The 20,476-nt window shown below is 73.2% G+C and carries 24 protein-coding genes; 13 read left to right on the top strand and 11 right to left on the bottom strand.

What is annotated here, in order from left to right:
• The first annotated feature begins 51 nt into the window (after window positions 1-51).
• The 4 genes from rpsF to rplI all read left to right on the top strand — a co-directional run bounded on the left by rpsF (window position 52) and on the right by rplI (window position 1,768).
• Window positions 52-342, top strand: coding sequence for a 30S ribosomal protein S6 (gene rpsF / locus RM779_RS25925; protein WP_077060171.1), 291 nt, complete (start codon window positions 52-54; stop codon window positions 340-342).
• An 82-nt stretch (window positions 343-424) separates the two neighbouring features.
• Complete coding sequence (locus RM779_RS25930) at window positions 425-997, top strand: single-stranded DNA-binding protein (RefSeq protein WP_077060172.1); 573 nt, start codon at window positions 425-427, stop codon at window positions 995-997.
• Window positions 998-1,061: 64 nt separating this feature from the next.
• Complete coding sequence (rpsR, locus tag RM779_RS25935) at window positions 1,062-1,298, top strand: 30S ribosomal protein S18 (protein WP_003978893.1); 237 nt, start codon at window positions 1,062-1,064, stop codon at window positions 1,296-1,298.
• Between the two features lie 20 nt (window positions 1,299-1,318).
• Window positions 1,319-1,768: a 50S ribosomal protein L9 gene (gene rplI, locus RM779_RS25940; RefSeq protein WP_311620174.1), complete on the top strand. Its 450-nt coding sequence runs from the start codon at window positions 1,319-1,321 to the stop codon at window positions 1,766-1,768.
• Between the two features lie 60 nt (window positions 1,769-1,828).
• On the opposite strand, the gene RM779_RS25945 is transcribed toward rplI, so the two are convergent.
• Window positions 1,829-3,196 (bottom strand): MATE family efflux transporter, encoded by a 1,368-nt coding sequence (locus RM779_RS25945; protein WP_311620175.1) that lies wholly within the window; start codon window positions 3,194-3,196, stop codon window positions 1,829-1,831.
• Between the two features lie 407 nt (window positions 3,197-3,603).
• Between RM779_RS25945 and dnaB the strand changes: the two genes are divergently transcribed.
• From dnaB to RM779_RS25960, 3 genes are read left to right on the top strand one after another with little or no spacing between them, the layout of a single operon-like run.
• The gene (gene dnaB, locus RM779_RS25950) at window positions 3,604-6,261 is read left to right on the top strand and encodes a replicative DNA helicase (RefSeq protein ID WP_311620176.1); all 2,658 of its coding nucleotides are present in this window, start codon (window positions 3,604-3,606) and stop codon (window positions 6,259-6,261) included.
• A gap of 25 nt (window positions 6,262-6,286) precedes the next feature.
• Entirely contained in the window at window positions 6,287-6,763 is a 477-nt protein-coding gene (locus RM779_RS25955; RefSeq protein ID WP_311620177.1) for a MarR family winged helix-turn-helix transcriptional regulator, read from the top strand.
• A gap of 37 nt (window positions 6,764-6,800) precedes the next feature.
• Entirely contained in the window at window positions 6,801-7,757 is a 957-nt protein-coding gene (locus RM779_RS25960) for an aminoglycoside phosphotransferase family protein (protein ID WP_311620178.1), read from the top strand.
• On the opposite strand, the gene RM779_RS25965 is transcribed toward RM779_RS25960, so the two are convergent.
• Window positions 7,697-8,119 (bottom strand): VOC family protein, encoded by a 423-nt coding sequence (locus tag RM779_RS25965; RefSeq protein ID WP_311620179.1) that lies wholly within the window; start codon window positions 8,117-8,119, stop codon window positions 7,697-7,699. The genes RM779_RS25960 and RM779_RS25965 overlap by 61 nt on opposite strands.
• 33 nt (window positions 8,120-8,152) lie before the next feature.
• On the opposite strand from RM779_RS25965, the gene RM779_RS25970 reads away from it, so the two are divergent.
• Complete coding sequence (locus RM779_RS25970) at window positions 8,153-8,881, top strand: DUF6597 domain-containing transcriptional factor (protein ID WP_311620180.1); 729 nt, start codon at window positions 8,153-8,155, stop codon at window positions 8,879-8,881.
• Here the strand turns inward: RM779_RS25970 and RM779_RS25975 are convergent.
• The 3 genes from RM779_RS25975 to RM779_RS25985 all read right to left on the bottom strand — a co-directional run bounded on the left by RM779_RS25975 (window position 8,866) and on the right by RM779_RS25985 (window position 10,841).
• Window positions 8,866-9,279 carry a VOC family protein gene (locus RM779_RS25975; RefSeq protein ID WP_311620181.1) on the bottom strand — a complete coding sequence of 138 codons (414 nt, stop codon included), beginning with the start codon at window positions 9,277-9,279 and terminating at the stop codon, window positions 8,866-8,868. The two genes, RM779_RS25970 and RM779_RS25975, sit on opposite strands and share 16 nt — an antisense overlap.
• Window positions 9,280-9,375: 96 nt before the next feature.
• On the bottom strand, window positions 9,376-10,284 hold the full coding sequence (locus RM779_RS25980) for a GNAT family N-acetyltransferase (RefSeq protein ID WP_311620182.1): 909 nt from the start codon (window positions 10,282-10,284) through the stop codon (window positions 9,376-9,378).
• A gap of 5 nt (window positions 10,285-10,289) precedes the next feature.
• Complete coding sequence (locus RM779_RS25985; protein WP_311620183.1) at window positions 10,290-10,841, bottom strand: DUF2269 domain-containing protein; 552 nt, start codon at window positions 10,839-10,841, stop codon at window positions 10,290-10,292.
• A 133-nt stretch (window positions 10,842-10,974) separates the two neighbouring features.
• Between RM779_RS25985 and RM779_RS25990 the strand changes: the two genes are divergently transcribed.
• Window positions 10,975-12,345 (top strand): serine hydrolase domain-containing protein, encoded by a 1,371-nt coding sequence (locus tag RM779_RS25990; protein ID WP_311620184.1) that lies wholly within the window; start codon window positions 10,975-10,977, stop codon window positions 12,343-12,345.
• A gap of 47 nt (window positions 12,346-12,392) precedes the next feature.
• Here RM779_RS25990 and RM779_RS25995 read toward each other — a convergent pair whose 3' ends face one another.
• Entirely contained in the window at window positions 12,393-12,848 is a 456-nt protein-coding gene (locus tag RM779_RS25995; RefSeq protein WP_311620185.1) for a GNAT family N-acetyltransferase, read from the bottom strand.
• A 227-nt stretch (window positions 12,849-13,075) separates the two neighbouring features.
• On the opposite strand from RM779_RS25995, the gene RM779_RS26000 reads away from it, so the two are divergent.
• Both RM779_RS26000 and RM779_RS26005 read left to right on the top strand, forming a co-directional pair.
• The gene (locus tag RM779_RS26000) at window positions 13,076-14,281 is read left to right on the top strand and encodes a globin domain-containing protein (protein ID WP_077060180.1); all 1,206 of its coding nucleotides are present in this window, start codon (window positions 13,076-13,078) and stop codon (window positions 14,279-14,281) included.
• An 80-nt stretch (window positions 14,282-14,361) separates the two neighbouring features.
• Window positions 14,362-15,303 (top strand): pyridoxamine 5'-phosphate oxidase family protein, encoded by a 942-nt coding sequence (locus tag RM779_RS26005; protein ID WP_311620186.1) that lies wholly within the window; start codon window positions 14,362-14,364, stop codon window positions 15,301-15,303.
• Window positions 15,304-15,330: 27 nt separating this feature from the next.
• Here RM779_RS26005 and RM779_RS26010 read toward each other — a convergent pair whose 3' ends face one another.
• The 4 genes from RM779_RS26010 to RM779_RS26025 all read right to left on the bottom strand — a co-directional run bounded on the left by RM779_RS26010 (window position 15,331) and on the right by RM779_RS26025 (window position 18,442).
• Window positions 15,331-15,837: an NUDIX hydrolase gene (locus tag RM779_RS26010; protein WP_311620187.1), complete on the bottom strand. Its 507-nt coding sequence runs from the start codon at window positions 15,835-15,837 to the stop codon at window positions 15,331-15,333.
• A gap of 37 nt (window positions 15,838-15,874) precedes the next feature.
• Window positions 15,875-17,005 carry a cystathionine gamma-lyase gene (locus RM779_RS26015; RefSeq protein WP_311620188.1) on the bottom strand — a complete coding sequence of 377 codons (1,131 nt, stop codon included), beginning with the start codon at window positions 17,003-17,005 and terminating at the stop codon, window positions 15,875-15,877.
• Window positions 17,006-17,119: 114 nt separating this feature from the next.
• On the bottom strand, window positions 17,120-18,004 hold the full coding sequence (locus RM779_RS26020; protein ID WP_311620189.1) for a fructosamine kinase family protein: 885 nt from the start codon (window positions 18,002-18,004) through the stop codon (window positions 17,120-17,122).
• A 66-nt stretch (window positions 18,005-18,070) separates the two neighbouring features.
• Complete coding sequence (locus RM779_RS26025; protein WP_311620190.1) at window positions 18,071-18,442, bottom strand: phage holin family protein; 372 nt, start codon at window positions 18,440-18,442, stop codon at window positions 18,071-18,073.
• A gap of 48 nt (window positions 18,443-18,490) precedes the next feature.
• Between RM779_RS26025 and RM779_RS26030 the strand changes: the two genes are divergently transcribed.
• Entirely contained in the window at window positions 18,491-18,808 is a 318-nt protein-coding gene (locus tag RM779_RS26030) for a cupin domain-containing protein (protein WP_311620191.1), read from the top strand.
• A 161-nt stretch (window positions 18,809-18,969) separates the two neighbouring features.
• Window positions 18,970-19,182, top strand: coding sequence for a DUF5326 family protein (locus tag RM779_RS26035; RefSeq protein WP_077060186.1), 213 nt, complete (start codon window positions 18,970-18,972; stop codon window positions 19,180-19,182).
• Here the strand turns inward: RM779_RS26035 and RM779_RS26040 are convergent.
• Window positions 19,148-20,440 carry a YibE/F family protein gene (locus RM779_RS26040; protein ID WP_311620192.1) on the bottom strand — a complete coding sequence of 431 codons (1,293 nt, stop codon included), beginning with the start codon at window positions 20,438-20,440 and terminating at the stop codon, window positions 19,148-19,150. The genes RM779_RS26035 and RM779_RS26040 overlap by 35 nt on opposite strands.
• Window positions 20,441-20,476: the final 36 nt, after the last annotated feature.

Genomic DNA, 20,476 nt, shown 5'->3' on the forward strand with positions numbered 1-20,476 from the left:
CTGCCACGGATCGTCCGTGGCCGCCCGAGTCCAGAGGAGGTGGGTTTTCGCATGCGTCACTACGAGCTGATGGTGATCCTCGACCCCGATCTCGAGGAGCGCGCCGTCGCCCCCCTGATCGAGAGCTTCCTTTCCGTCGTCCGCGAGGGCAACGGGAAGGTGGAGAAGGTCGACACCTGGGGCCGCCGCCGTCTTGCCTACGAGATCAACAAGAAGCCCGAGGGCATCTACTCCGTCATCGACCTCCAGGCCGAGCCGGACGTCGTCAAGGAGCTCGACCGGCAGCTCAACCTGAACGAGTCGGTCGTGCGGACGAAGGTCCTCCGCCCCGCCACCCACTGAGCGCGGGACGCCGAGTAGCACTGTCAGTGCCATAAGTAATCATCGCAGCATCAGCAGTTAACCCGCGCCGAGAGGTACCCCCATGGCAGGCGAGACCGTCATCACGGTCGTCGGCAACCTGGTCGACGATCCCGAGCTGCGCTTCACCCCGTCCGGGGCGGCAGTCGCAAAGTTCCGCGTCGCTTCCACGCCGCGGATCTTCGACCGGCAGACCAGCGAGTGGCGGGACGGCGAAAGCCTGTTCCTCACCTGCTCGGTCTGGCGTCAGGCGGCGGAGAACGTCGCGGAGTCGCTCACGAAGGGCACCCGCGTCATCGTGCAGGGCCGCCTCAAGCAGCGGTCGTACGAGGACCGGGAGGGCGTCAAGCGCACGGTCTTCGAGCTGGAGGTCGACGAGGTCGGCGCCAGTCTCCGCAACGCCACGGCCAAGGTCACCAGGACCACGGGCCGCGGCGGCCAGGGCGGCGGCCCCGGTGGTGGCGGCTGGGGCGGCGGCCCCGGCGGCGGCCAGCAGGGCGGTCAGCAGGGCGGCGGCGCACCCGCGGGCGACCCGTGGGCGACCGGTGCCCCGGCAGGCGGCCAGCAGGGCGGCGGCGGTGGCGGCTGGGGCGGCGGTGGTTCCGGCGGTGGCTACTCGGACGAGCCGCCCTTCTAGGCGGCGGGGCGGGGCCGTGCCCCGCCCAGCACCCACTTCTTTTTGACATCACCGGAGAGACACCATGGCGAAGCCGCCCGCGCGCAAGCCGAAGAAGAAGGTTTGCGTGTTCTGCAAGGAGAAGATCTCCTACGTCGACTACAAGGACACCAATCTGCTGCGGAAGTTCATTTCCGACCGTGGCAAGATCCGTGCCCGCCGGGTCACCGGCAACTGCACCCAGCACCAGCGTGACGTCGCCACGGCCGTGAAGAACAGCCGTGAGATGGCGCTGCTGCCCTACACGTCCACCGCTCGCTAGGAAAGGGGGACCGAAGCGTCATGAAGATCATCCTGACCAGTGAGGTCTCCGGTCTGGGCACCGCCGGCGACGTCGTCGAGGTGAAGGACGGGTACGCCCGCAACTACCTGCTGCCCCGCGGGGCGGCGATCCGCTGGACCAAGGGCGGGGAGAAGGACGTCGAGCAGATCCGCCGCGGTCGCAAGATCCGCGAGATCGCCTCGATCGACCAGGCCAACGACGTCAAGGCCCAGCTGGAGGGCGTGACCGTCCGGCTGAAGGTCAGGGCGGGCTCCGGCGGACGCCTCTTCGGCTCCGTCACCCCGGCCGACATCGTCTCCGCGGTCAAGTCGGCGGGCGGCCCCGATGTGGACAAGCGCCGCATCGAGCTGAGCACGCCGATCAAGAGCCTCGGCTCGCACCGGATCTCGGTCCGGCTGCACCCGGAGGTCGTCGCCGGCGTCGGCATCCAGGTGGAAGCCGCCAAGTGAGCACCGCCGCGGCCGGGCCCCGATCCTCGGGGCCCGGCCGCGCGGACGTCGAAGCCCAGGTCAGGCGCGCACGGCGCCGGTGACCACCCAGCGGCCGGTCCTGGCCCGCAGCGCCAGGGTGATCAGCCGGGTGCCCATCATCAGCCCCGCGACGGCCCACCACAGGGCGGTGATCCCGCCCCCCGCCACGGGCACCAGCAGCGCGACGGGCGTGAAGACCGCGAGCGTCAGCAGCATCGCCCACGCCAGGTAGGGCCCGTCGCCCGCGCCCATCAGCACGCCGTCGAGCACGAACACGACGCCGGCCACGGGCTGGGTCAGCGCCACCACGAGCAGTACCGGCAGCAGCTGGTCGCGCACGTCCTGATCGCCGGTGAACAGCCGCAGGATCAACGGGCTGGCGGCGGCGACCAGCACCGCGAGCACCACCCCGGCGACCACACCCCAGCCGACCATGCGGCGGCAGGCCGCGCGGGCGCCCGGGGCGTCGTCGGCCCCGAGATAGCGGCCGATGATGGCCTGGCCGGCGATGGCGATGGCGTCCAGGGCGAACGCGAGGAGCGTCCACAGGGTCAGCGCGATCTGGTGGGCCGCGATATCGGTGTCGCCGAGGCGTGCGGCGACCGCGGTGGCGATCAGCAGCACGCCGCGCAGGGAAATGGTCCGCACCAGCAGCGGTACGCCGGCTTTGGCGTTCGCGCGGATGCCGGTGGCGCTCGGGCGCAGCGTCGCGCCGTGCTTCCGCGCCCCGCGCACGACGACCACGAGGTAGACGGCGGCCATGCCGAACTGGGCGAGCACGGTGCCCCACGCGGAGCCGGCGATGCCCATGTCGAGGCCGTAGATGAACAGGGCGTTGAGCGCGATGTTGGCGGAGAAGCCGCCGATGGCGACGTACAGCGGGGTGCGCGTGTCCTGGAGACCGCGGAGCACGCCGGTCGCGGCGAGGACGATCAGCATGGCGGGCATGCCGAGCGCGCTGACGCGCAGGTAGGTGACGGCGTGCGGGGCCGCGGACGAGGAGGCGCCGAAGAGGTCGACCAGGGCGGGCGCGGCGGGGACGAGGAAGGCGACGAGGCCGGCGCCGAGGATGACGGCGAGCCAGATTCCGTCCATGCCCTGGCGGATGGCGGCGGACAGGTCCCGGGCGCCGACGCTGCGGGCCACGGCGGCGGTGGTGGCGTAGGCGAGGAAGACGAAGACGTTGACGGCGGTGGTCAGCAGGGCGGCGGCGACGCCGAGTCCGGCGAGCTGCGGGGTGCCGAGGTGGCCGATCATCGCGCTGTCGGCCATGAGGAACAGCGGCTCGGCGACGAGGGAGCCGAAGGCGGGCAGGGCGAGCCGGAGTATCTCGCGGTCCTGTCGCCTGGCGGCCCGGTTCCGCCGGCTCCGGCCGGGAGGAGCGGCGGTCGGTGACGCTGGGGACATGGTCCGATCCAAACATCCACAGGTAATGGACGCAATGGAATATGGGCCCTTACCTTTCAAGGCTGCGGTGTGATGGTCTGCGGTCGTTGACGTGAGCCCGCCGAGACGGGCCCGGTCGGGCTGCCGCCCCGGAACGAGCAGGTAAAAGCGCACGTCAGTGCGCATGTGAGGGGGCGCGGGAAGCCGGCCGCGCCGGTGTGTCCGCCGAGTTGTCCACAGGAATCGGCCGGTAGTTCACAGGGCGTGGTCTGACATCCACATAGCCTGTGGATAACTCTGCCCGGACCTGCCGGTTGGTCGTGCCGTCCGTGGGCCGTAGCGTAGGCCCTCGCTCGGCGAGAATGTCAGAGCTGTGCCGTAGGAATGGGAAGTGCGCGGCGGTTCGAGGCCGGAGGGAGGCGGGGTCGGTGGCTGATCTCGACGAGCACGCGGGGCCGTGGGGCGGGCCCGACACCGGGGAGCCGCCGCCCGTGGCGCGCCCGCGGCACAGCCCGGACGGCGGGGACGAGGAGCGCGCCGCCTTCGAGCGCGTTCCTCCGCAGGACCTCGCGGCCGAGCAGTCGGTGCTCGGCGGCATGCTGATGTCCAAGGACGCCATCGCCGACGTCGTCGAGGTCCTGCGCGGTCTCGACTTCTACAAACCCGCGCACGAGACGATCTACACGGCGATCCTCGACCTGTACGCCAAGGGCGAGCCCGCGGACCCCATCACGATCTCCGCCGAGCTGACCAAACGCGGCGAGCTGGCCAGGGTCGGCGGCGCGGGCTACGTGCACTCGCTGGTCAACGTGGTGCCGACGGCGGCCAACGCGGAGTACTACGCGGAGATCGTCCACGACCGTGCGGTGCTGCGCCGGCTGGTGCAGGCGGGCACCCGTATCACCCAGATGGGGTACGCGGCGGACGGCGACGTGGACGACATCGTCAACTCCGCGCAGGCCGAGATCTATGCGGTCACCGAGCAGCGGACGGCCGAGGACTACATGCCGCTCGGCGACATCATGGAGGGCGCGCTCGACGAGATCGAGGCCATCAGCAATCGCAGCGGCGAGATGACCGGCGTGCCGACGGGCTTCACGGACCTGGACTCCCTGACGAACGGGCTGCATCCGGGCCAGATGATCGTCATCGCGGCGCGGCCCGCGATGGGTAAGGCGCTGGCGCTCGACACCCCGCTGCCCACCCCCACCGGGTGGACCACCATGGGCGAGGTACGGTCGGGCGACTATCTGCTCGACGAGTCGGGAAAGCCGACGCGGGTGGTGGAAGCCACCGATGTGATGACCGGACGACCGTGCTACGAGGTGGCGTTCGACGACGGCACGACCGTGATTGCCGACGCGGATCACCAGTGGCTCACGGACACCAGGGCTTCGCGCAGGTCCGCGCGCGTCCCGGCGGCGGTCAGGACCACCAAGGAAATCGCCGAAACCCTCTACTGCCCCACGACCGATGCCCGCCACAACCACACCGTGCGGAACTCGGCCCCGCTCTGCCTGCCCCAGCAGGACCTGCCGATTGCCCCGTACGTCCTGGGCGCTTGGCTCGGGGACGGTCACAGTGCCGCCGCCAGGATCACCTCGGCGGACGCGGAGCTCGTCCGCCGCATCGCGGACGAGGGCTTCGACGTCCGCCGGGTGGGGACGTCGATCACCTATGCCCTGCGCTTCGCCGTCCGGGCCCCCGAGCCGGTCGAGCGGACGTGCGCGGTCTGCGGAAAGCCCTTCGTGCCCAAGCTCGCCCATGTGCGGACCTGTGGCCGCTCCTGTGGCGGCAGGGCGCGGTTCGTCTCGGCTCCCCAACCCCACACCGCGTGCGTGGATTGCGGCGAAACCTGCTTCTCGGCCTCCTCCGAGCCTCGTTGTGCCTCCTGCTCGCGGAGGTACGGCAGCCTCCTCGTGCGGCTGCGGGATCTGGGCGTGCTGCGCAACAAGCACATTCCGATGAGCTATCTGCGCGGGTCCGTCGCACAGCGCAGGGCACTCCTCGCGGGCCTGCTGGACACGGATGGGACGGTCACGAACACCGGCTCTGTGCAGCTTGCGCTGACCAGCCGAAGCCTGGCCGAGGGCTTGCGTGAGCTGATCGTCGGCCTCGGCTATCGCTGTGGGGTGCGGACCAAACCGGTCAAGGGGCGATCCGTGGGTTCCTCCACCGCGTACCTCATCACGTTCACACCCACGGATGATGTGTTCGCGCTGGAACGCAAGCGGCGGGTCCATGAGGAGCGTAGGCGCCCAGGGACGGCGAAACTGGGGCAGCGGGTCATCACCGGTGTCCGGGAGGTCGCCAGTGTGCCGGTCCGCTGTGTCCAGGTGGACAGTGTGAATCACCTGTATCTCGCCACCCGCTCGATGGTCCCCACGCACAACTCGACGCTGGCGCTCGACTTCGCGCGCGCGTGCTCGATCAAGCACAAGCTGCCGAGCGTGATCTTCTCCCTGGAGATGGGGCGGAACGAGATCGCGATGCGCCTGCTCTCCGCCGAGGCGCGGGTCGCGCTGCACCACATGCGTTCGGGCAGCATGACGGACGAGGACTGGAACCGGCTGGCCCGGCAGATGGCGGAGGTGAACGAGGCTCCGCTCTACATCGACGACTCGCCCAACCTGTCGATGATGGAGATCCGGGCCAAGTGCCGCCGCCTGAAACAGCGGAACGACCTTCAGCTCATCGTCATCGACTACCTCCAGCTGATGCAGACCGGCGGCAGCCGCCGCCCGGAGAGCCGGCAGCAGGAGGTCTCCGAGATGTCGCGAAACCTGAAGCTGCTGGCGAAGGAGCTGGAGGTGCCTGTGGTCGCGCTGTCCCAGCTGAACCGGGGACCCGAGCAGCGCACGGACAAGAAGCCGATGATCTCGGACCTCCGCGAGTCCGGTTCGATCGAGCAGGACGCGGACATGGTCATCCTGCTGCACCGCGAGGACGCCTACGAGAAGGAGTCGCCGCGCGCGGGCGAGGCCGACCTGATCGTGGCCAAGCACAGGAACGGCCCTACCGCCACGATCACCGTGGCCTTCCAGGGGCACTACTCGCGCTTCGTCAACATGGAGGGCGGCTTCTGAGCACAGGGTTGTTAGGGTCATGGCCATGGATACGGCGGCCGGTGACCGGGCTCCCGAGCGGCTGCGGGGGAGGGTGAGTTGGCTTCTCTCGCACGCGGCGACGCACTCGGGTCGGCTGGTCGCGGAGGCCTTCGCCTCGATCGGCACCCGGCGTTACCACCATGCCCTGCTCGCCGCGCTGGCCGAGTTCGGCCCGGCCAGTCAGGCGGCGCTCGGCCGCAGGTGCGGCATCGACCGGAGCGACGTGGTGGCCGCCCTCAACGAGCTGGCGGCGAGCGGGCAGGTCGTGCGCAGCCCCGACCCGGCCGACCGCCGGCGCAATGTGATCACCCTGACACCGGAGGGCCGCGGCCAGCTGGAGCGGGCCGACGAGGCGCTCGGCCGGACGCAGGAGGCGCTGCTCGCGCCGCTGTCGCCAGCGGAGCGTCGGGAGTTGATCCGGCTGCTCGGTCTTGTGCACGACCACTTGGGCCGGCGGAGCCGGCCGCCGTACGCCCCCTGAGGGCGCGTACGGAGCGTGGCCGGTAAGGTCCCCGCGCATGAGCGGCGGCAACGGCGGCAACGGCGGCAGCCAGGGCGGCCTCCCGGTCCCACGCGCGGTGCGCGCGCTGGCCCGGCGGCACGGGATCGGCGCGGACGAGGTACTGCCCGCGCCGTTCCAGGGGGTGGCCGGCACGGTCTTCCTGCTGGGCGAGCACCTGGTGGTGAAGGTGGCGAGGCCGGAGCCGGGCTGCGCCGCGGATCTGCGCAAGGAGGCGCTGGTCGTGCCGTTCGCGACCGGGCTCGGCCTGCGCACGCCCGAACTGGTGGCGTACGGCGAGGGGGACGAGGACCTGCCGGGCCCCTGGGCCGTGCTGCGGCGGGCCCACGGGCGGGCGGCGAACGAGCCGGGCCCGCGGGCGTACCGGGAGCTCGGCCGCGAACTGGCGCTGCTGCACGGCGCGTCCGTCCCGCCCGGGGTGGCGGCGGGCGTGCCGCGGGATGAGCCGGCGGACCCGGCGCCCGGTATCGAACGGCTGGTGGCGGCCGGGTATCTGAGTGCGGGTCTCGGGGCCTGGCTCACGGGGTGGCTGGCCGAGCTCGCGGCGGCGCGGCCGGCGCCGCCGGGTCCCGTGCTGATTCACGGCGACGTGTCGGCGGCGAACCTGGTGCTCGGTGGGCGGAGCGGCGGTCTGGTGGCGCTGCTTGACTGGGGGGACGCGGCGCTGGCCGATCCGGCGGCGGAGTTCGCGAAGGTGCCGCTGCGCCGGGTGCCCGAGGTCCTGACGGGATACCTGGGCGGGCTGCCGGACGCGGACACCGGGCGGGCGTGGGCGGCCGGGGTGCTCACGCACCACCTGGCCTGGGCCGTCGCCCGGCTGCCCACCCCGCCCGACACGCGCGGCGGACACTGGTCGGCGCAGCCGGGCAACCGGCTGCTCGAACTCCTGCGCGCCTACGCGGAGGGCCTGCCGTCCCCCTGGGCGGCCTGGATGAGGTCGAAGAGGTTGCCGTAGAGGTCGGCGAAGACGGCGACGGTGCCGTAGGGCTCGCTCCGCGGTGGCCGCACGACCGTGACGCCCGCCGCGGTCAGGCGGGTGAAGTCGCCGTCGAAGTCGTCGGTGTGCAGGAAGAAGCCGACGCGCCCGCCGGTCTGGTCGCCGATCCTGCTGCGCTGGTGCCCGGTCGCGGCGCGGGCGAGGAGCAGGCCGGTGGCGGCGTCGGGGTGCGGCGCGACGACGACCCAGCGTTTGCCCGTGGGCTCCGGGGGTCCCAGCGGAGTGTCCTCGCGGAGCGTGAAACCGAGGCGGCCGGTGTAGTAGGCGATGGCCTCGTCGTAGTCGGGGACGACGAGGGTGATCAGGGCCAGCTGCCGCATGGGAACAAGCGTGCCATGGTGCATCCTGGGGGCATGTACCGGGAACGTCCCGCGCGCTTCGGGGACGGCGCGGTGGTGTGGAGCAGCCGGGGCGATGCCGACTCGTCCGGCCGGGTGCTGCCGGACGGCTGCGTGGATCTGATCTGGGGCGCGGGACGGCTGTTCGTGGCGGGGCCCGACACGCGCGCCCACGTGTTCACCGTGGTGCACGGGCAGGAGGCCACCGGGCTGCGCTTCGCGCCTGGGGCGGCGCCCGCGGTGCTCGGCGTGCCCGCGGACGAGCTGACGGACCGGCGCGTTCCCCTGGACGGGCTGTGGAACGTGGCGCGGGTGCGCGAGCTGTCGGAGCGGCTGGCGGCGGCGCGCGGCGGCGCGGGCGCCGTGCTTGAGGCGATCGCGGAGGGGCGGCTGCGCCGGGCGGCGGACCCCGGCGGGGCGTGGCGGCCCGCCGTGCTGGCCGCGCTGCACGCGGGCCGTGGGGTCGCGGAGACGGCGGAGCGGCTCGGCCTGAGCGAGCGGCAGCTGCGGCGGCGGAGCCTGTCGGCGTTCGGCTACGGCCCCAAGACCCTGGCGCGCGTGCTGCGGATGCAGCGGGCGCTCGACCTGGCAAGGAGCGGCACGCCCCTGGCCGCGACGGCGGTGCTCGCCGGGTACGCGGACCAGGCGCACCTGGCGCGCGAGGTGAAGGGCCTCGCCGGGGCGCCCCTTTCGGCCCTGGTGGCGGGCCGGGTCGGGGACACCTCGGGTCAGTCCCCCGGCTGAGCCGGGGCGGCGAGCGGCGCGAAGAGGTCCACGCCGTTCCCGTCGGGGTCGAGGACGATGGCGTAGCGCTGGCCCCAGAACGCGTCCCAGGGGTCCTTGCTCCCGGTGTACCCGGCCTGCACGAGGGCGGCGTACTGCCGGTCGACGTCGGCGGGCCCGTCGCACAGGAACGCGAGGGCGATGCGCCGCCCGGCCGGCGGCGGGACCGCGTCGGGCCCGGTGCCGCCGACGACCTCCGCGGCGTCCCAGGCGAGGCGGAGGCCGCCGGGCAGCACGGTTTCCACGTGCGGCTCCTTGTCGGCACCCGCGGGGATGTCGAGGCCGAGGCGGCGGTAGAAGGCGAGCGAGGCCGCGAGGTCGTCGGTGAGGATGCCGATGAGGTCGAGTCGAGGTGTCATGCGAGGCAGCCTAGGCAGCGGCGGACCCGCCGGTATTGAACGAATCGGACGGGTCGCCGCGGCCGGGGCCGTGCGGCGCGCGGGCGGTCCTCCGGCTCAGCCGAGGGCGACGGACAAGGGGGCGAAGCGGCGGTCGATGTCGCCCGGGAGGTCAGGGGCGCCCCGGACCATGAGGGTGCAGACGTAGTCGCCGGTGAGCCCGTTGGCGCGCAGCCAGTCGGCCAGTCCAGGGTGGCGCGGGTCGACGTCGAAGCGCACCGGCATCGGCGCGGCGGCGGCCAGGCGGGCGACGAGGGCGCGCGCGGTGGGCTGGTCGTCGGCGAGGGCGGGGCCGATGACGGTGGTGGTCTCGTTCGGCCAGGCCGCGGCGTAGCCGGTGAGCCGCCCGCCGGGGGCGTGCGCGACCAGGATCTGGTCGGCGAAGGCCGGGAGCCTGGTGAGCAGTTCGGTGCGGTCGGCGCCGAAGACGGGGCGGTCGTAGGCGAGGATCGCCGGTATGTCCGCGGCCGTGGCCGCCCGCAGCACCGTGCCCGCGGGGGCGGGCGCAGGCGCCGCGCCGGTGAACGTGCCGCGGAGGGTCGTGACGGTGCCGACGGGCGCGAACCCGAGCCGCTCGTACAGCGGGCGGCCGTTCGCCGTGGCGGTGAGGAACACGGCGGCCCCGCCGCAGGAGTCGAGGGCGTGCCGCATCAGGTGGCGGCCGACGCCGCGGCGTGCGAAGCGGGCCGCGACGAGCACCATGCCGATGCAGCGGTGGGTCTCGCCGTAGGAGGTGAGGACGAGGGTGGCCAGCAGGGTGCCGGGCCGGTCGGGCGCGTCGATGCCCACGCCCCGGCCCGCGGTCAGCAGCAGCCGCCACTTGTGCTCCTCGCGGGCCCAGCCGTGTTCGGCGGCCAGGTCGAGGCAGGCGGTCAGATCGGCGAGGGTGAGCACGCGGACGGGGAGCGAGGCGGGCGGGGCAGGCGGCGGCGAGGGCGGCGGCGAGGGCGCGGAGGCAGGCGTCACGTTCCTCAGCCTGTCCGACCGGCGCCGGGGGCGGCGACCGTTTTTCGCGCGGGGCGCCGGTTCGCCGCGGCGGCGCGCCGCCCCCAGCGGGTCGTGCCCCAGGGCTTGAGCACCGAGACCGCGGTCATGAACAGGTAGGCGGTCAGCGCGACGGCCGGGGGAATGACGAGCCCGCCCGGATCGGTCACGGGCGTTCCGGCGTCGACCGCGGCGGCGGCCTCGTTGATTCCGGCGCGGAGCGCGAACACCGAGGCGGTAGCGGTGATCAGGGTGAGCACGAATTTGATCAGAACCCACCGGTAGCGGATCAGTCCCCACGGGGTGCCGAGCGAGAGCACGAGGCCGGTGGCGAGCGCGGACAGGGCCAGCGGCGCGAGCAGCCAGTCGCCGAAGATGCGCATGGAACGGTAGGCGGCCGCCGAGGTCTCCTCGGACCCGGTGACCGCCGCGGCAACCGCGAGGACCAGCAGGCACAGGGTGAGGCCGAGCCAGCCGACGGACACGACGACGTGGGCGACGAGGAACGTTTTGCGGGCGGGGCGGGAGAGCGTGGACATGCCCCTCACGCTCCCGCGCCGAAACCGGGCGGTGCGTCTGACGGACGGAGTATCCGCGGCTACTCGGGATCGAGTACGGGCGTCGGGCGCCCGCCCGTGGCGCGGCGGCCACCGGCGGGGTATGAGTGGCGGCATGACAGACGGAGACGCAGAACTGCTGCCCGCCACCCGCCGGGCCCTCGACCACCGGCTCGCCGTGACCCAGGCGGAGGGCCGGGCCCCGTCCGTGGTGGCCGCGGTGGTGCGGGAGGGCCGGACGGTCTGGACGGGCGGCCGCGGCGAGCTGCCGCCGGGCGCGGACCCGGCGACGGTGCAGTACCGCATCGGCTCGATCACGAAATCGCTGACGGCGGTGCAGGTGCTGCGGCTGCGGGAGGAGGGGCTGCTCGACCTCGGCGATCCGGTGGGGGCGCACCTGTCCACGCCGCACGGGGGCGGCGCCACGGTCGCTCAGCTGCTCGCGCACACCGGGGGGCTCGCGGCGGAGGCGCGCGGGCCTTGGTGGGAGCGCACGGATGGCGAGTTGCGCCCCGAGCTCGCGGACGTCTTCGGCGACCGGCCGCAGAAGCATCCGCAGGGCCGGCGGTTCCACTACTCCAACCCCGGCTACGCCCTGCTCGGCGCGCTGATCGAGAAGCTGCGCGGCGCCCCCTGGGCCGAGGTGCTGCGCGAAGAGGTACTCGCGCCGCTGGGCATGACGCGCACCGGCGCGCGGCCCGAGGCGCCGTACGCGGCGGGCTGGGCCGTGCACCCGTACGCCGACGTACGGCAGCCGGAGCCCGCGGTGGATCTCGGACGGCTCGCGGCGGCCGGGCAACTGTGGTCGACGGCCGGCGATCTGGCGAGGTTCGCGGCGTTCCTGCTCGCGGGCGATCCGCGGGTACTCGGCGCCGCGGGCGTGGCGGAGCTGCGCGCGCCCGCGGCGGCACCTGAACCGGCGGACTGGGACACCGGCTACGGGCTCGGCCTCCAGGTGGCGCGGCGCGAGGGGCGGCTGCTCGCCGGGCACGGGGGCTCGCTGCCCGGTTACGTCGCGAGCGTGTGGGCGGCCCCTGAGGAACGGCTCGGGGCGGTGGCGCTGGCGAACGCGACGTCGGGCGTCGCCACGTCGGCCCTGACGGCCGGGCTGCTCGACCTCGTCGCCCGGCACGAGCCGGCACCGCCGGAACCGTGGCGCCCGGCGCGGGACGCGGACCCGGACCTCGTCGCGCTGACCGGCGTGTGGCACTGGGGCACGGCCCCCGTCGTGCTGCGGCTGCACGCCGGGGGCGTGCTGTCGCTCGGCCCCGCGGCGGGCGGCGGGCGGCGTTCGCGCTTCGATCCGGCGGGGGACGGCGCGTGGACGGGACGCGAGGGCTACTACGCGGGCGAGACGCTGCGGGTGGTGCGGCGGCAGGACGGGACGGCCGACCACCTCGACGTGGGTTCGTTCGTCCTCACCCGGGAGCCCTACGAGCCGGGCTCCGCGGTGCCGGGCGGCACCGACCCCGGCGGCTGGCGGTGAGCCGGTGAGCCGGTGAGCCCGGGCGGGCGCGGTACGGGCCGGACGGGTCACAGCTGCAGCTTGAAGCCGACGTGCGTCGGCCGGAACCCGAGTTTCTCGTAGAAGCGGTGCGCGTCGGTGCGGGTGGCGTCCGAGGTGAGCTGGACGAGGGCGCAGCCCTGCCGCTCCGCCTCCTCGACGGCCCGCCGGATCAGCTCGCTGCCCAGGCCGGTGCCGCGGGCTTCCGCGGCGACGCGCACCGACTCGATGAGGGCGCGGGAGGCGCCTTTGCGGGAGAGGCCGTGGAGGATGCTGAGCTGGAGGGTGCCCACCACGCGGGCGTCCTGGTCCCGTTCGGCGACCAGCAGGTGCTGGTGCGGGTCGGCGTCGATGCGTGCGAAGGCGGCGAGGTACGGCGTGAGGTCGGCCGGGTCCTCGCGGCCGGCCCCGAGCACGTCGTCGGCGAGCATCGCGACGATGCGGGGAACGTCGTCCGCCGTGGCCCGCCGCATGGTGATATTCATGCCGGCAGTCTAGGAAACGGGAGAAACCCCATGAACCGCGCGTATCCGGAAGGGGCTTGTGTCTCAGCCGCGTAACGGTAGGGTCTGTTGCGCATCCCGGAGGCGTGAAGCCGTTCAGTTTATGGGATGCGGGGGGCTCGATGGCCGGGTTTCCGGTTAACCACCCGCTCCCGGTGAGCGCGCTGACACGCTGTGCGACCGGGAGTTGATCGAGGCGAGGCAGGGTCATGACCGCGATATCGGCCGACGACGGCGCCACCACCACCGGGAGCGGACACGCGAACGGGCAGGGGAAGCGGGCGCCTTCGCCCGACGCGGTCGCGATCAGGCGCACACTCGCCGAGATCGAGCCCCATGCGGACGAGGCCACTTCGTACTTCTACGCGCTGCTCTTCCTGCACAACCCCGGACTGCGCGAGCTGTTCCCCCCGGCGATGGACACGCAGCGCGACCGCCTGTTCGGCGCGCTGCTGACGGCGGCCGAGCAGATCGACGACACGGTCGGGCTGACCGACTACCTCGGCCATCTCGGCCGCGGCCACCGCAAGTACGGCACGCGGGCCGACCACTACCCGGCCGTCGGCGAGGCGCTGATCTACGCGCTGGAGCGCTACGCCCCGCGGACGTGGGACGCGGCGGCCGAGGCCGCGTGGGTCCGGGCGTACACGGTGTTCAGCCAGACGATGATCGACGCGGCGGCGGAGGACGAGCTGCGCGCGCCGCCGTGGTGGCAGGCGGAGATCGTCTCCCACGAACGGCGCACCAGCGAGGTGGCGGTGGTCACCGTCCGGCCCGACCAGCCGTACCCGTATCGTGCCGGGCAGTACGCCAGCGTGGAGACGCCGTGGTGGCCGCGGGTGTGGCGGTCCTACTCGTTCGCCTCGTGCCCGCGCGCGGACGGGCTGCTGTCCTTCCACGTCAAGGCCGTGCCGGCGGGCTGGGTTTCGCGCTCGCTGGTGCACCGGGCGAGACGCGGGGACGTGATAAGACTCGGGCCGCCCGCCGGGTCGATGGCGGTGGACCACGCGTCGAGCCGCGGGCTGCTGTGCGTGGGCGGCAGTACGGGAATCGCGCCGATCAAGGCGCTGGTGGAAGATGTCGCCGAGCACGGGCGGCGCCGACCGGTGGAGGTGTTCTTCGGTGCGAACCGCGACGCGGACCTGTACGACCTGGACTCCTTTCTCGATCTGGAACGGCGTCTCCCGTGGCTGTCCGTGCGCCCGGTCGTCGCCGAGCTGGCAACCCGCGGATTCGCGGGTCGGCTTCCGGAAGCGGTACGGGAGTTCGGGCCGTGGCGGGAGTTCGACGGATATTTGTCGGGGCCGCCGCAGATGATCAGGAAGAGCGTGGACGCGCTGGTGTCCTCGGGAGTTCCGCAGGACCGGATATGGCACGACTTCCTGGGCACGCTCGTTGCTTCGGGCGGCAGGTAGCCGCGGCAGCGGACGGCGGAGTCGCAACAGCAGACCGAAACGGTAAGAAGTGAAGTAGCGGAATGTCAGGAATATCAGGCATGGGCCAGGGGAGCGGGCACCTGCCGGCTCTTCCCGCGCGGCCGGGCGGTGAGGGCGAGCGCGCCATCCAGCGGCGTCTCGGCACCGAGCGGCGCGCGGAGCGTTTCTACGACGAGCAGGTGCTCGACCATCTGAACGAGCGGATGCGCGAGTTCGTGGCCAGGCAGGAGATGTTCTTCCTGGCCACCTCGGACGCCCGCGGCGAGTGCGACAACAGCTTCCGCGCCGGACCGGCGGGCTTCCTGCACGTGCTCGATCCGCGGTCGCTCGCGTATCCCGAGTACCGGGGGAACGGCGTGCACGCCTCCCTGGGCAACATCACCGAGAATCCGCGCGCCGGGCTGCTGCTGATGGACTTCGACCGGGCGCGGATCGGCCTGCACATCAACGGCACGGCCCGGATCGTTCCGGACGCGGAACTGCGGGCGGCCCACCCGGAGCTGCCGTCCGACACGGTGCCGGGCCGCCGCGCGGAGCTGTGGGTGCGCATCGACGTCGTGGAGGCGTATATCCACTGCGCCAAGCACATTCCGCAGCTGGTCAAGGCGTCGCGGCGCACCGCGCGCGAGTGGGGGACGGACGACTACAAGCGCAAGGGCGGGGACTTCTTCGGGGCGGCCCGCGAGGCGCAGGTGCGCAGGACCCGCGAGCTGAACGGGCTGCCCGCCGCCCCTGCCGCACCCGCCGCACCCGCCGCACCCGCCGCGCCCGCCGCACCCGCCGCGCCCGCGCTGCCCGCTCCGGCGCCCGCCGTCCCTCCCGCGCCCGCGCCCCTGCCGGCGCGCGCCCTGGCCCCCGCGCCCTTGCCGGCCGCGCCCCCCGCACCGGCCGCGCCCCCGCCGCCGGACGTGCGGGCGTGGCAGGAGGAGGCGCGGCGCGCACTCGAACGGGCCAGGAGCCACGGCGAGGGCGCCGAGGGCGGCGGCGGCTGGTTCGGTTAGTCCTTCCGCCGGAGCTGGGCTCAGGGCCTAGCCGGGGCCCGACGGTGCGAGGTCGCCGGCGAGCAGCGCGCGGACGCCCGCGATGTTGCGGGACAGGTAGGCGCGCAGTGAGGCCGGGACCAGGTCGACGGAGGCAAGCCCCTCCGGCGTGAACGGCAGCCGCACCGTCTCGTAGGTGCCGCGCGGCTCCTCCACCTCGGGCCCGTGCCGCAGCGCCGGGTCCATGGTGGCCAGGCGGCACACGAAGAAGTGCTGCACCTTCAGCCCGGGCGGGGTGCGTTCGCCTGGCTCCGGCGTGTGCGGCACGGTGTCGACGAACGCGGGCACCACGTCCGTGACCTCGGCGCCCAACTCCTCGTGCACTTCGCGGTGCAGGGCGTCGAGCACCGAGGCGTCGGAGGGCTCGACGCCGCCGCCCGGAGTGATCCAGTAGGGCGGGCGGCCCGGTTTGGTGCGTTTGATGACGATGAGGTCGGGCCCGTCGAGCAGGATGGCACGGGCGGTGCGCTTGACCACGGGTTCCGCATGGGGCATGGATTTCATGTGGCCCGAGGGGCCCGGGGCGAAACCTTCATGCGGGTGTGTTCGCGGCGTCGAGGGCCTGCCGCACGTCGGCGACGAGGTCCGCGGTGTCCTCCACGCCGACGGACAGCCGCACGAACCCCTCGGGCACCGGGTCGCCGCCCCACCGGCCGCGGCGCTCCGCCGTGGAACGCACCCCGCCGAAGCTGGTCGCGTCGTCCACCAGGCGCAGCGCGGCGAGGAACCGTTCGGCGTGCTCGCGGTCCGGCAGGGTGAACGAGACCACGCAGCCGAACCGCCGCATCTGGCGGGCCGCCACGGCGTGCGCCGGGTCCTCGGGGAGGCCCGGGTAGCGCGGGTCGGCGACTTCCTGGCGTTCGCGCAGTGCGGTGGCGACGGCGAGCGCGTTGATCTGCTGGCGTTCGACGCGCAGGTGGAGCGTGGCGATGCCGCGGTGGGCCAGCCACGCCTCCATCGGGCCGACGATGGCGCCCGTGGTGGTGCGCCACGCCCTGAGCGCGTCGGCGAGCGCCGGATCGCGGGTGACGGTGTAGCCGAGCAGCACGTCGCCGTGGCCGTTGAGCGCCTTGGTGCCGCTGGCCACGGACAGGTCGGCGCCCAGGTCGAGCGGACGCTGGCCGAGCGGCGTGGCGAGCGTGTTGTCGACGGCGACGAGCGCCCCGTGCGCGTGGGCGGCCGCGGCGAGGCGGCGGATGTCGGCGACGTCGAGGCCGGGGTTCGACGGGCTTTCGATCCACAGCAGCCGCACGCCGTCGTCGAGGGCGGCGAGCTGGGCGTCGCCCGCGGTCGGCGCGGTGCGGACGGTGATGCCGAACGTTTCGAGGCGCTCGCGGAGGCGGGGCAGCAACTGGTAGCCGTCGGCGGGCAGGACGGCCGTGTCGCCGGGGCGCAGCAGGCCGAACAGCACGGCCGAGGTGGCGGCCATGCCGGAGGGGAAGACGGCCGCGTGGGCCGGTGTGCCGGGGGACTCGAGGCCGGCCACGGCGGCTTCGAGCGCGGCCCAGGTCGGGTTGTTCTCGCGGCCGTACCCGTAGGGCGCCTCGGCTGGGTCGCCGGGCAGGTGGAAGTGGGCGGCGAGCACCGGCCCCGGAACCGGCGGCTGGTACGCCGCCGCCTCGGGCAGCCCGGCCCGCACGGCTCGTGTTCCGTCCCCGGTCATCCGCGGTGCCTCCCTCACAGTGCGCCTCCTCCGGCCGCACAAGTGTACGGGTATCGGGCGGAAACGGGCCTTCCGCCCCTGCCGCCCCCGCTGCTCCCGCCGCCCCGCCGGGTCTCAGGCGGCCAGCGCGGCCCGCGCGGCGGCGCCGCTCTCCGGGCCGTAGGCGCCGCCGAAGAGCGCCGCGTGGATGAGGACGTGGTGCAGCTGGTGCAGGGGCGCGCGGGCCCGGCGGCCCGGCAGCGGGCGCACCTCCTCGTAGGCGCCGATCAGGCGGTCGAAGTGAGGGCAGTCCGACCCTTCGAGGAACGCGAGATCCGCCTCGGGGTGCCCGCCCTGGGCGGCCGGGTCGATGAGGTGCGGGCGGCCGTCGGGCGTCCACAGGATGTTCCCGGCCCACAGGTCGCCGTGGATGACGGCCGGCGGCTGCGGCGGTCCCGCGACGTTCGCGATGCTCCCGCACAGCCGTTCGACGTCCCTGGCGTCGGCCGCGTCGATGCCGCCGCTGTCGACGGCCAGCCGCAGCAGGGGCAGCAGCCGGTACTCGGCGTGGTAGGCGGGCCAGCCGGCCGGCTCCGTGACGGGCGGCGCGGGCGTGTCCAGCGGCACGGGCCCGAGGTAGAGCGGTCCTTGGGTGCCGTAGTGCGGCGCGGCCGTGGCGTGCAGGGTGGCCAGCTCGCGGCCGAGCCGTTCCGCCTGGGCGGGTGAGGGCGCCGCGGTGTCGACCCATTCCAGCACCAGCAGGTCGGGGAACGCGGCCAGCACGGCGGGAACGGCCACGGCGCCGGTGCTGCGCAGCAGGTCGAGGCCGACGGCCTCGGCGGCGAAGAAGTGGGGCGGCGACGGGCGCAGCGTCTTGGTGAACACGGTGCGCCCGTCGCCGAGTTCCACGCGGTAGGCCGCGCATATCTCGCCGCCGGAGACGGGGTGCGCGGCGACGGGGGCCGCGCCGGTCAGCGCGGCCACGCGGCGGGCGATGTCCGTTGCGCGCACATCGTTCATTCTGCCTCCTCGGCCTCCCTGGCCTCCCCGGTCTCCCGCTGCCGCCGGCGGGCGGCGCCGGGCGGGTCAGTCACGGTCGAACACCAGGTTGACCGCCCAGGACACGATGGAGATGATCAGTCCGCCGAGAACCGCGGAGCCGAATCCGCCGACCTCGAAGGAGTCGCCGGCGATCCAGCCGGTGAGCATCAGCATCAGGGCATTGATGACCAGGGTGAACAGACCGAGAGTGAGAATCAGCACGGGGAGCGACAGAAGCTTCACCACGGGCTTGACGATCAGGTTCACCAGGCCGAAGATCAGCGCGACGATGAGCAGCGTCACCGTCTTGCCGCCGGTGCTCGCGTCGTCCTTCCCCAGGGTGATGTCGTTCACCAGCCAGACGGCGGCGGCCAGGGCCACCGCATTGGCGAGGAACCGAACCAAAATGCTTGTCATACAGGAGATCGTTTCAGATGGCACGGGCGGCGCAAGGGGAATGAGCCGATGAAGGAATTCCGGCTGGACCAGCTGGAGGCGGAACGCATCGCGAACGACGGCGCGTACCTGCGCTTTCTTCGCGAACGCAACATGTCGGTGGGCTTGTACGCGCTGAACGCGGGCCAGTCCGATCCGCAGCGCCCGCAGCGGCAGGACGTCGTCAATTTCGTGGTCAGCGGGCGGGCCTCGATGACGGTCGGCGAGGAGACGACCATGGTGGCGCGCGGCAGCGTGGTCTACGTCCCGGCCGGGGTGCAGGCCAGGTTCCACCACATCACCGAGGACCTGCGGGTGCTCATCATGTTCTCCCCGCCCGAGAGCTGAGCGCGGCCCCGGGCCGCCCCGGCAGGCCGCTTCTCAGGGTCGGCGTCAGGGGCGGTTCAGGGGAGGACCGGGGCCGGTGGGACTCCCGGTGCCGCCCCGGCACGCATAGCATCGGGATGGACACCGGGGGCAGAAGCACGCGCGGAACAGGAGCCGTGGCAATGAAGGAAGCCTTTATGACACTGCCGGGGTGGGTGCGGTGGGTCGCCATTCCCGCCATCGCGCTCGTCGTCTTCGGCACCCTGCTGATCGGCCTGATCACGTGGGTCGTCGGGCTGCTGTTCCGTATCCTGCTGTTCGCCGCCCTGGTCGCCGTCCTGATCTTCGTGGTGCGGAAGTTCACCTCTTCCTCCTCCTCCGGTGGCGGCTGGTAGGCGGCGGGACCGCGGCCGCCGGGTGCCGGTCGGCGTTCACGACGAGCGCCGCGAGCAGCGTCGTGACCGGCACCGACGCCACCAGGCCCACCGACCCGATCAGCGTCCGCACGATCTCCTCGGCGACCAGCTCGCTGAACGCGACGGTGCCCACGCTGCTGTGCGCGATGGTGAACAGCAGGAGCAGCGGCAGCGCCGCGCCCGCGTAGGCGAGCACCAGCGTGTTGACGACCGAGGCGATGTGGTCGCGGCCGATCCGCATGCCGGCCCGGTACAGCCGCAGCCAACTCGCCTTGGGATCGGCCTGCTTCAGCTCCCACACGGCAGAGGTCTGCGTCACGGTCACGTCGTCGAGCACGCCGAGCGAGCCGATGAGGATGCCGGCGAGCAGCAGGCCACGGATCTCGATGCCCGGATAGAGGCTGTGCACCAGGCCCGTCTGGTCGTCGGTATTGCCGGTCAGCGCCGCCCACCCGGTGAACAGCGTGCCGAGCAGCCCGATCAGCACCAGTGAGACCAGGGTGCCGACCACGGCCACCGAGGTGCGGGCGTTCACCCCGTGGCACAGATACAGCGTCACCAGCATGATCGCGCTGCCGCCGATCACGGCCACGAGCAGCGGGTTCGAGCCGTGCAGGATGGCCGGCAGGATGAACAGCGTCAGCACGGCGAAGCTGATCACGAGGCCCACGAGCGCGAGCAGCCCGCGCAGCCGGCCCACCGCGACCACCGCGAGCGCGAAGACCACCGCGAGCACCAGCATGGGCACTTTGCGGTTCACATCCGTGACGTGGTACTGCAACTCCTCGGGCGCGTCGGGGGCGTAGGCGACGATCACCTGCTGACCGACGTGGTAGCGCTGGGTCGCGTCCGGGGGGACCACCTCCTCGAACGAGCGCCCGGCGTGCGGCCCCGAGGTCACCTCGACCGCCGCCTGTTCGCACGCGCCCGACACGCCCCGCGGCACCTGGACCCCGACCTCGTCGCACGGCACTTCGGTGACGGCGGTCACCCGTGCCTGCTCGTGCTGCTGGTCGAACCCGACGCCGGTGTGCTCGTGCTGCTCGGGCGCGCCGCCCGGCCACAGCAGCACCAGACCGGCCACCACGGCACCGGCGAACGGGATCAGAACGGCCGCTATCACCCGGCGCAGATGCCCCGAGACGGGGGCCACCGGTCCACCGTGGTGGTGGGTGTGGCCGTGCGGATGAGGCGGGCGGGCGGGGGGTTCCAGCGTGGCTTCGTCGCGTTCGGTCACGTGCCGATCATCGCGTAAAAAGCCAGGCCCACTGTT

Origin of the sequence: Streptomyces johnsoniae, from assembly GCF_031845565.1 — a bacterium.
Taxonomy (GTDB): Bacteria; Actinomycetota; Actinomycetes; order Streptomycetales; family Streptomycetaceae; genus Streptomyces; species Streptomyces johnsoniae.